General features: G+C 65.7%; 11 protein-coding genes. 1 reads left to right on the forward strand and 10 read right to left on the reverse strand.

Features of this window, described 5'->3' with window-relative positions; translation table 11 throughout:
• The 5 genes from AC6RA4_RS19720 to AC6RA4_RS19740 form a co-directional block, all read right to left on the reverse strand.
• Positions 1 to 368, reverse strand: a 368-nt coding sequence (locus AC6RA4_RS19720; protein ID WP_500163278.1) for a gamma-glutamyl-gamma-aminobutyrate hydrolase family protein, incomplete at its 3' end; no start/stop codon positions are given.
• On the reverse strand, positions 365 to 1,336 hold the full coding sequence (locus tag AC6RA4_RS19725; RefSeq protein WP_500163279.1) for an amidoligase family protein: 972 nt from the start codon (positions 1,334 to 1,336) through the stop codon (positions 365 to 367). The genes AC6RA4_RS19720 and AC6RA4_RS19725, both read right to left, overlap by 4 nt.
• Positions 1,320 to 3,104, reverse strand: coding sequence for a sensor histidine kinase (locus AC6RA4_RS19730; RefSeq protein ID WP_500163280.1), 1,785 nt, complete (start codon positions 3,102 to 3,104; stop codon positions 1,320 to 1,322). Before AC6RA4_RS19730 ends, AC6RA4_RS19725 begins: the two co-directional genes overlap by 17 nt.
• Before the next feature lie 64 nt (positions 3,105 to 3,168).
• Complete coding sequence (locus tag AC6RA4_RS19735) at positions 3,169 to 3,723, reverse strand: RNA polymerase sigma factor (protein ID WP_500163281.1); 555 nt, start codon at positions 3,721 to 3,723, stop codon at positions 3,169 to 3,171.
• Positions 3,720 to 3,890, reverse strand: a complete 171-nt coding sequence (locus tag AC6RA4_RS19740; protein WP_500163291.1) for a NepR family anti-sigma factor — start codon at positions 3,888 to 3,890, stop codon at positions 3,720 to 3,722. Before AC6RA4_RS19740 ends, AC6RA4_RS19735 begins: the two co-directional genes overlap by 4 nt.
• A 113-nt stretch (positions 3,891 to 4,003) precedes the next feature.
• Between AC6RA4_RS19740 and AC6RA4_RS19745 the strand changes: the two genes are divergently transcribed.
• Positions 4,004 to 4,804, forward strand: a complete 801-nt coding sequence (locus tag AC6RA4_RS19745) for a response regulator (protein ID WP_500163283.1) — start codon at positions 4,004 to 4,006, stop codon at positions 4,802 to 4,804.
• Between the two features lie 203 nt (positions 4,805 to 5,007).
• Here AC6RA4_RS19745 and AC6RA4_RS19750 read toward each other — a convergent pair whose 3' ends face one another.
• The 5 genes from AC6RA4_RS19750 to dctP all read right to left on the reverse strand — a co-directional run bounded on the left by AC6RA4_RS19750 (position 5,008) and on the right by dctP (position 8,961).
• Positions 5,008 to 5,172 (reverse strand): DUF1328 domain-containing protein, encoded by a 165-nt coding sequence (locus AC6RA4_RS19750; RefSeq protein WP_500163284.1) that lies wholly within the window; start codon positions 5,170 to 5,172, stop codon positions 5,008 to 5,010.
• Positions 5,173 to 5,238: 66 nt separating this feature from the next.
• On the reverse strand, positions 5,239 to 5,427 hold the full coding sequence (locus AC6RA4_RS19755; RefSeq protein WP_500163285.1) for a PLDc N-terminal domain-containing protein: 189 nt from the start codon (positions 5,425 to 5,427) through the stop codon (positions 5,239 to 5,241).
• 404 nt (positions 5,428 to 5,831) lie between these two features.
• On the reverse strand, positions 5,832 to 7,229 hold the full coding sequence (locus tag AC6RA4_RS19760; protein WP_500163287.1) for a TRAP transporter large permease: 1,398 nt from the start codon (positions 7,227 to 7,229) through the stop codon (positions 5,832 to 5,834).
• Positions 7,229 to 7,861 (reverse strand): TRAP transporter small permease subunit, encoded by a 633-nt coding sequence (locus AC6RA4_RS19765; RefSeq protein ID WP_500163288.1) that lies wholly within the window; start codon positions 7,859 to 7,861, stop codon positions 7,229 to 7,231. The genes AC6RA4_RS19760 and AC6RA4_RS19765 overlap by 1 nt, the downstream gene beginning before the upstream one ends.
• 86 nt (positions 7,862 to 7,947) lie before the next feature.
• A complete protein-coding gene (gene dctP / locus AC6RA4_RS19770; RefSeq protein ID WP_500163289.1) occupies positions 7,948 to 8,961 on the reverse strand; it encodes a TRAP transporter substrate-binding protein DctP in 1,014 nt (337 codons plus the stop codon).
• Positions 8,962 to 9,486 lie beyond the last annotated feature (525 nt).

Consider the following 9,486-nt stretch of genomic DNA (forward strand, 5'->3'; position numbering starts at 1 on the left):
GAGTCGTAGACCTCGTAGGCATCCTGATGCAGCGTGCCGCCGAGCACGATGTTGAGCATCTGCGAGCCGCGGCAGATCCCGAGGATCGGCAGCCGGCGTTCGAAGGCGCCGCGCAGCACGCCGGATTCAAGCTCGTCGCGCGCCGGATCGAGCCGGACGCCGAGACGGATCTCGCCGCCGTAGAGCGTTGGCGCGATGTCGTCGCCGCCGCCGATCACCACGCCGTGGACCGCGTCGAGGTCGACTTTGCGATGGCCCGCCTGCCAGCGCAGGGCACGTCCGCCCGCGAGCCAGATGGCCAGCGCCATCAGCGGGAACACGCGCCAGCCCGAGCGGCGCGAGACGGTAACACCGATCAGAGGTCTCAAGAGGTCATGCCCTCGAGCAGGCCCGCGACCCGGCGCGCCCAGTCCGAGCGAATCGACGTCAGCGAGTCGCGATGGTCCCGCCATGCCGCCTTGAGCGTCTGCAGCAGCGCCCGGTCGGCGGCCACGCGCTCGACCAGAACCCAGCGGTTCCATTCCAGCGCCAGCGACCAGCCGGGCTCGTCGATGCGGCAGTCCGGCAGGCGCCAGTGATAGGTCGGCCGGGGCTGGATCTGCTCCATGTCCATCACGCGCGCCACGCGGGTGCGGTCGATCTGGGCGAAGAGGCAAAGCATGTCGAGCCCGTGATTGCGCGACGGCGCGAGCTCGAGATAGGTGTCGATCAGGCTGCGCATGTCCGACGGCCCGTCGCTCGCCGCGAGCCGGTCAATCAAGGCGCGCGGATAGGGATCGACCCAGGGCAGCATCCGGCGCGAGAGATCGATCCCGGCGCTGCGGCGCAGGTGATCCTCGAGCAGCGCATAAGCCGTGAGCACCGGCGCGATGGCCTCGAAGGTCAGCGCCGCGGCCTCGGGGTTGAAATGCACGCCGAACCCAAGAAGCACCCCGCCGCTGGTGCCGGTGGCGCCGGCCTTGGCAAGCGCCTCGAGCGCCGCGTCGAGCGCCGGGATCTGGTCGATCTCGATCGGATCGCTGACGATCTCGACCGGCACCACGGTGCGGGCCAGCTCGCGCAGCGGCTTCCCGATGCCGTCGCGGTCCATCTTGTTGAGCGGGGCGCTGTCGAGATAGCACTCGAAATCCCCAAGATCCGTGCCGGTCACCGACCAGTTGCCGGGCTTTTCCTCGCTCGCGGCTCCGCCAAGCGCATCGGCCAGAACCCGTGCCGCCTTTTCCTCGGTCAGACCGGAGAACTCCACCTCGACCCCGACCTTCCGTGGCGCGCCATCGGCGTTGCAGGGCTGCGGTAGCGGGATCAGCTTGGGCGGGGTCTCAGAAGTCAGGGACATTGGGCACCTTGGTGGGAACGGTCTCGTCGGCTTCGAAATCCTTCAGCGCGAAAGTGACGTGCACGCGGTAGGTGCCCGCTTCGCGCACCTGGGTCAGATTTCCGCCGAGCTGCGTGGTGAAGGCCTGAATCAAACGCGAACCGAGCCCCGCCGGTTCCACCCGCATCTCGGGTTCCGACGGCCCCCCGGGCGCCACGCTGTTGCTGATCTCGAGCATCGCCTTGCCGCCGCCCTCGTAGCGGAAGCGCACCGACACCTCGGCCTGGCTGCGCCCGACCGGAGGCGAGGCGTATTTCATCGCGTTGGTCAGCGCCTCGGCGGTCAGCAGCGACAGCGGCACCGCCTGATCGGGCACGGCCTCGATATGCTCGAGATCAGTGACCACCTTGACCGGCTGGCCTGCGACCTCGGTCATGTCGGTCATCTGCCCGACCAGATCGATCAGCAGGGCACCGGCATCCACATGGCCGAGATCCTCGGTCTGGTAGAGGTTGCGGTGGATCGTGGCGAGGCTGCGGATCCGATCCTGCAGGCGTTGCAGCACGAACTTCGTCTCGGCCTCGCCGGCCTGACGGATCTGCATGTTCATGATCGACGAGATGAGCTGGAGGTTGTTCTTCACCCGGTGGTGGACCTCCTTCAGCAGGATGGTCTTTTCGCGCAGCGCGTTCTCCTGCTGTGCCTCGTCGCGCAGGATGGCATCGGCCATGTCGAGGAAATCGTCCTCCATTTCGGCCAGTTCCGCCGGCATCTCGAGATGGGTGCGGTGCTCGGGGATGCGGCGGGTGCGGGCAAAGATCCGCATCCGGCGCGACAGCCGCTTGATGTGGCGGATCACCAGACGGTTCACCGCGAGGAAGGCCACGATCACCGAGGCGCCCCACATCAGCAGCGGCAGCGCCTTGGCGATGCCGTTGACGGCAATCGCCTCGGCCTCGGCATTGTCCGGGCTCCAGATCCCCAGCGCGTAGACCATGCCGGGCACCAGCGGCGCGGCGGCGTAAACCCGCGTCTCGTCGTCGGCGCTGCGGGCGGCAAAGCTCTGCGGCCTCCCGCCGACCAGCGACGCAAGGTCGAGATCGGCGGGAAGATGGTTCGTCACCTCGTTCACGCCCGCGCGCGATGTCAGCAGCTCGCCGTCCTGGTTGAAGGTCACGATATCTTCGAACCCGTTCGGACCCGGGGTCTTGTCGTTGTCGGAGCCCGAGAGCAGCACCGACGGGACAGAGAGCAGCACGTGGCCGGCCAGCTCGCCCCCCAGGAAGAACGGCTCCGCCACGACGATAACCGGGCGGCCGCTCAGCGGGGCGTTCTGGTTCAGCCAGGCGCGGGGCCCGGGATCGGCTACGATGGCCTGCATGCGCGGGTAGTCGGCCACGTCGATCGGCTGATCGCCGGAACTGCAGGGCACGCGGCCATCCGCCGTCAGCACCAGCCCGTAGGAATAGCCGGGAGAGGCCGCGAGATAGGAGGCAAGGCGCTGCGAGCAGACCTCGGGATCGCCGCCGGTCATCATCTCGTGGCCAAGGGTCGCGCCAAGTGCCTGCGCCCCGCCCTGGGCACGCAGCACAGTCTGGCGCTCGCCCACCGCGGCGGCCTCGGTCAGCGCAACCAGCGACAGCTGCGAGCGCAGCCGGGTCTCTTCCTGCAGCTTTGCTGTCTGGAAATAGGCCACGACGCCGAGCGGCACCAGTGCCAGCGTCAGAAACAGGATCATGCGCGCAGCGAGACCCATCGGGCGCAGGCGCGGCGAGGATTTTTCGATCATTCCTGCCCGTTCGTCTTTCGTCGTCTTGCCCGGCCGGATCGCTCCGACCGGGACCGGCATCGGTTCAGCGCGCGGCGGGACGAGCGCCCGTCACCACCGCCATCGTCGCCTGGTCGGTCATCTCGAGCTTGTCGTCATCGTCGAGCTTGAGCAGCTCGGCGAGGCGCGCGCGGGCGCGGTTCACACGGCTCTTGATAGTGCCGACGGCGACGCCGCAGGTCTCGGCCGCATCCTCGTAGGAAAACCCCTGAGCGCCAACCAGAATCAGCGCTTCGCGCTGTTCGTCGGTCAGCTGCACGAAGGCGCGCCGGAAATCCGCCATCTGGAGGCGGCCGTCATGGGCCGGCTTCTCCGACAGGCTCTCCGTGAAGATCCCCTCGGCATCGGAGACTTCACGCCCGGCCTTGCGGCGGTTCGAATAGTAGGTGTTGCGCAGGATGGTGAACAACCAGGCCCGCATGTTGGTGCCGGGCTCGAAGCTCGAGATCTTCGACCACGCCTTGACCAGCGTGTCCTGCACCATGTCGTCGGCTATCGCACCGTTGCGCGTCAGCGACAGCGCGAACGCCCGGAGGGCGGGGAGATGCTCGACGAGCTCGTCCCGGGGATCTGCGCTCATTTCGCGTCTCCGCCGGTGGAATCCTCGCCATCGTCCTGCGACTTCAGCTGCGCGATAAGATCGAGGAACCGATCGGGAACCTTTTCGTCCAGCATGTCCTGATAGACGCGACGCAGGTTCTCGTCGATGACCTCGGCCTCTTTGTCTTTTCTCCGCGTGTGACCCATTTGATCCTTGCTCTTTTTCTCTGACGCGCCGTGCATTATTTTAAGCTCTTGCCGGAACCAATGCAGCAGTCGGACGTTTGGTTCCCGAAAAAACGAAAAAAAGGACGTTTGATATGTCAAAGGGTGACCTGAGCCAGGCCATCGGAGCAGCGCTTCCCTATCTGCGCCGCTACGCGCGCGCATTGACCGGCAGCCAGACGACCGGGGACAATTACGCCGCCGCCACGCTCGAGGCGATCCTGACCGATCGCAGCGCGGCAACCGATGCCAGCTCGCCCAAGGCCGGCCTCTTCAAGGTATTCCATGGCATCTGGGTCAGCACCGGCGCCCCGGTGGTCGAGGAAGGCTCGGGCGCCGTCGCCAAGGCGCATGACCGGCTCTCGAAGCTGACCACCAACAGCCGCGAGGCGCTGCTGCTGCACACGATCGAGGAATTCTCGATTTCCGAGCTCGCCGAGATCATGCAGATCGACGACAGCGAGGCCGAGCAGCTGGTGTTGCTGGCGCGTCAGGAAATGGCGGATGCGGTCTCGGGCCGCGTGCTGATCATCGAGGACGAGGCGATCATCGCCATGGATCTCGAAAGCATCGTCGCCGATCTTGGTCACCGCGTCACCGGGGTCGCCCGCACACGCGATGCGGCCATCGACCTCGCCACCAAGGAAACCCCGGATCTCGTGCTGGCCGACATCCAGCTCGCCGACAACTCCTCGGGCATCGACGCGGTCAACGACATCCTCAAGGCACTTGGCGATCGCCCGGTGATCTTCATCACCGCCTTCCCCGAACGCCTGCTCACCGGCGAGCGCCCGGAACCGGCCTTCCTGATCTCCAAGCCCTATTCCGAGGATCAGGTGCGCTCAGCGGTCAGCCAGGCGATGTTCTTCTCCTCGACCGAGACCCTCAAGGCCTGAGCCGGCCTCTCGCTCACGCTTCGAACCCTCTGCAAAGCGCGCCCCTTGCGGCGCGCTTTCTGCGTTCCGGCCCATGACCTGACGCATTGCGGCGCATGTCCCCTTCCCGGCTCGGGGCGCACGGTGGGGTCAAGGAAAAGCCGCCGCGCCCGTGGCGGGCACGGCGGCGTGATCAGGTCCGGGGCCTGACGTGGCGCGGCCGGTCAGGCCTTGCGCACGAGCCGCATCACAATCGTGACGACGAAGAGCACCAGGAAGATGAAGAACAGCACCTGCGCGATGCCGGCGGATGCGGAGGCGATGCCGCCGAAGCCGAACACGGCGGCAACGATGGCGACGACAAAGAACAGAATGGCCCAGTAAAGCATGACGAGCTCCTCCAATCGGGGATCATTTGGTTACGTGAAAGTTAAAGTCCGACGATCAAGCGGCGGTCAGACGGTGGCGCGCGCCGATTTCGGCCCGGCGATCAGCCAGATGATGAAGCCGAGGACCGGCAGGATGAGGACGAGCAGCGTCCACAGCACCTTCGAGCCGGTGCTGGCGCCCGAGCTGATGATCGAGACGATGGCCCAGATGTCGAGCACGAGAATGATGAAGCCGCCAATGCCTGCGAATTCCATGATCAGGTCTCCTTTGCGTATCGGGTGCGGAAGGCACAGCCCCTGCGGGCGGTGCCCGTCGGGCCCCGCTGGAGCGCAGCGCTCCGAGAGATCAGGTCTTCCACTGGTTTGTCTTCACCGGCGGCGGGGCCGTCCGGTCGTTCTGCACGGTTAACGCGCAGTTGATGAAAAAGGTTCCGCCGCGCCCGTACCGGCAGCGGACGGCCCTCACGCGCTCTTAGAAGTTAAGAATTCACTGCTTCCAGCGGATCGCCCAAGATGCGATCAGCCCTTCCCTTGTGGCAGATCCCGTCCGGCCGCCTCTTCCGGTCCCGGCCAAGGAAAACGGCGCCGCCCTGCCCGGGCGGCGCCGCAGTTTTTCCGAAGACGCCCGCGCGGGCGGATGAGGCCGCGCGCAAGCTGGCTCAGGCCAGCGAGGGCAGCCAGAGCACGATCGAGGGGAACGCCACCAGCAGGCCGATGGTCACCGCATCCGCCACGAAGAACGGCGTCACCCCGCGGAACACGTCCTGCACGCTGAGATCCGGCCGCACCCCCGCCACCACGAAGCAGTTAAGCCCGATGGGCGGGGTGATCAGGCAGAACTCGGCCATCTTCACCACCAGGATGCCGAACCAGATCGCGCACATCTCTCCCGACATGCCAAAGGTGCTCTCCGCCGCCGAGACCGCCTCGCCGCCATTGAGCGCCATCACCGCCGGGTAGACCACCGGCAGCGTCAGCAGCAGCATGCCGATGGCGTCCATGAACATGCCCAGCACCGCATAGGCCAGCAGGATGCAGATCAGGATCACCATCGGCGGGTAGTGCAGCGACGAGATCCAGTCGGCGAAGGCGGTGGGCAGGTCGGCGAAACCGAGGAAGCGCACGTAGATCAGCACGCCCCAGATGATGGTGAAGATCATGATCGACAGCTTCGCCGTCTCGATTAGCGCATCCTTCAGCTCGGCGCCGCGCATGCCGTGCAGCAGCGCCATCAGGAAGACGATGAACGCCCCCACCGCGCCGCCCTCGGTGGGCGTGCCCCAGGCGTCGCCGAACGGATTGTAGACGAAGAAGATGATGATCACGACCACCGCCACGATCGGCAGCGCCGGCGGCAGCGCGGCAAAGCGCTGGCCCCAGGTGAAGCCGCGCACCGGCGGGCCGAAGCCCTTGATGGTGAGCGCGAGCCCGATGATCAGCGCGCCATAGACCACCGCCGAGAAGGCGCCCGGAATGAAGCCCGCCAGCAGCAGCTTGCCCACGTCCTGTTCGACGATGATGGCGTAGATCACCAGGATCGCCGAGGGCGGGATCAGCGAGGCCAGCGTGCCGCCCGCCGCCACCACGCCCGCGGCAAAGCGCTTGTCATAGCCGATCTTGAGCATCTCGGGGATGGCGATGCGGGCAAACACCGCCGAGGTCGCCACGGACGCGCCCGACACCGCCGCGAAGCCCGCGGTAGCGAAGACGGTCGAGACCGCGAGCCCGCCCGGCACCCAGGCCATCCAGCGCTTGGCCGCCTCGAACAACGCCTTGGTGAGCCCCGCGTAATAGGCGAGATAGCCGATCAGGATGAAGGTCGGGATCAGGCTCAGCGCCTGGTTGGCCACCTTGCCATGCGGGATCTGCCCGGCGGTCTTGACCGCCACGCCGATCGCCCAGCCCAGCATCTCGGGATCGTAGCTGCGCTTGTCCCAGAAGATCCACACAAGCCCCACAAGCCCGGCAAGCCCCGCGGCAAAGGCCACGCGCATGCCCAGCACCACCATCACCAGCATCCCGCCGGTGACCCACAGGCCGATTTCAATCGAATCCATCAGTCGTCATGTCCCTGGATATGCGCGGCTTCCTCAGCCGCCTGTTCCGCGACGCTCTGCACCAGCGGCACCGCCACCGGATGCTCGAGCCCGAGCACCAGCGCCCGCGTGTAACCCCAAAGCTGCAGCACCAGCCGCAGGCTCATCACCGAGAACGCCACCGGCACGATCAGCTTGGCCGGCCAGAGCGGCAGGCCAATATCGATGGTGCTGTCGCGCGACCACATCGGCCGCGCCAGGTCGAAGCTGCGATCGAAATGTGCCCAGGAGCCCCAGACCAGCGCCACCATCAGCACGAGGATGCCGAAGGTGGTCAGCCATTCCGCCGCCCAGAGCGCGCGGCCCTTCAGCTTGCCCACGACAATGTCCATGCGGATGTGACCGCCCTGGCGCTGCACGTAGGAGATGCCGAGGATCGCGATCAGCGGCATCGCCGTCTCGATCCAGTCGACATAGCCGCGCAGCGGCTCGTTGAAGAGATTGCGTCCGCTCACCGAGACCACGGCGAGCAGCATCAGGGCAAAGGCCCCGAGGCCGGAAATGAAGGCAAAGACCGTCTCGAGCCTGAGCAATCCCCGGTCGAGACGACTGAGCGTGGAGTCGTCGCTCAGCACGGCGGAGGAACCAGCCATGGCAGCACCTTTCAGAAGTGAGAGGCCCCCGGATCGACGACCCGGGGGCGAAAGCATCGCCCCGTTGCACGGGGCGCGGATTAAGCTCAGTTCGAGGCGCGTGTCTCTTCGAGCGTCGTGTTCACGAGATCGTAGAGCTCCTGACCCGGCAGGCCCTGCGCGGTCATGTCATCGATCCAGCTCTGGTGGATCGGCTCGGCGACCTTCTTGAACTCTGCCAGCTGCTCGTCCGAGATCATCACCTTCTCGACCTCTTTCTCGGCCAGCACCTCGTCCCACTTCGCCAGCAGCTTGCCGTAGTTCTCGAGGTAATAGTCGATGGCCTCGGGGACCGAGCTGTCGAGCGCCTCGCGCTCTTCGTCGGTGAGCGACTCGTAGGCGTCGATGTTCACCACCACCGGGCAGTTCACGGTGCCGGGGTTGAGGTTCGCGGTCCACCAGTCGGCCTCGTTGATGGTGCCGAAGGAAAGATGCGCGTGCTGGGCGAAGGCCACGGTGTCGACGACGCCCGATTCCATCGCCTGGTAGGCTTCCGACGAGGTCACCGAGGTCGGCACGCCGCCCACCGCCTCAAAGGCGCGGCCGAGGCCGCCGGTGGCGCGCACCCGCATGCCGTCGAATTCGGCCAGTTCGTCGCGCGGCTCGCCGGTGCCGACGAGGTTGTACTGCGGCATCGGGCTGGTCATCAGCATCCGCGCGTTCCACTGCGCCATCTCGTCGGCCACTGCCGGATGCGCATAGACCGCGTGGCTCACAGCCACTTCCTCGTCGAGGTTCGCGACCCCGAGGAACGGCAGTTCGAGCACGGTGATCGCGCGGTTCTTGTCGGCGTGGTAGCCGGCGCAGAACTGGGCCACCTCGAAGGCACCGATCGAGATGCCGTCGAGATTCTCGGTGTTCTTGGACAGGCCGCCATACGAGATGTTCATGGTGAACTCGCCGCCGGTCTTCTCCTCGACCAGCTCTGCCAGCTTGTGCAGATGCTCGGTAAAGGCGCGGCGCTTGCCCCAGACCGAAACATTCCATTCGGTCGCCATCGCCTCGGTGGCGAAGGCAAGGGTCAGCGCGGAGACGCACAGCGTCATGGTGGTCTTCTTCATCTGGTATTTTCCTCCCATTGAGCGGCGGCTCTGCAGCCGCCTTGGCCGGGGAGGTTAGAGCATCGAACGCTTGACGCAAGCCGAATGGCCGACTCATTCCGCGCTTGTCCGCCCCGGCCTCCCGCCCGGATCTGTATGCAAAAGCATACCGGAACGATTTGTCACACCCTATGCGCGAACCGATCCGGCCGGCCCTTGCTGAATCATCCTTTACACCGCGTCAACACGAGCGCCTTGAAATGACGGCAGATTCCTTAACCTTTGCGAAGGAATTTACACACTGGGCCGCGCTAACGAAAATATTTTACAAATAAAAGCTGTGTTTCCCGTTACTTATTTATTTATTTTCGGGCTCGCGTATGATCAGGCCAGGGATGGGAAATGCCGCACTGCGGCGTTCTGGAAATTCAGATCTAGGGAGGATCTTCATGAAAGACGATGCCCAAACCGCCGCTGCCGGCACGTACCCACCGTCATCCGACTTCGCGTCCAAGGCGCATGTCGACGCTGCGAAATACGACGAGA

It is taken from the genome of Salipiger sp., assembly GCF_059781815.1.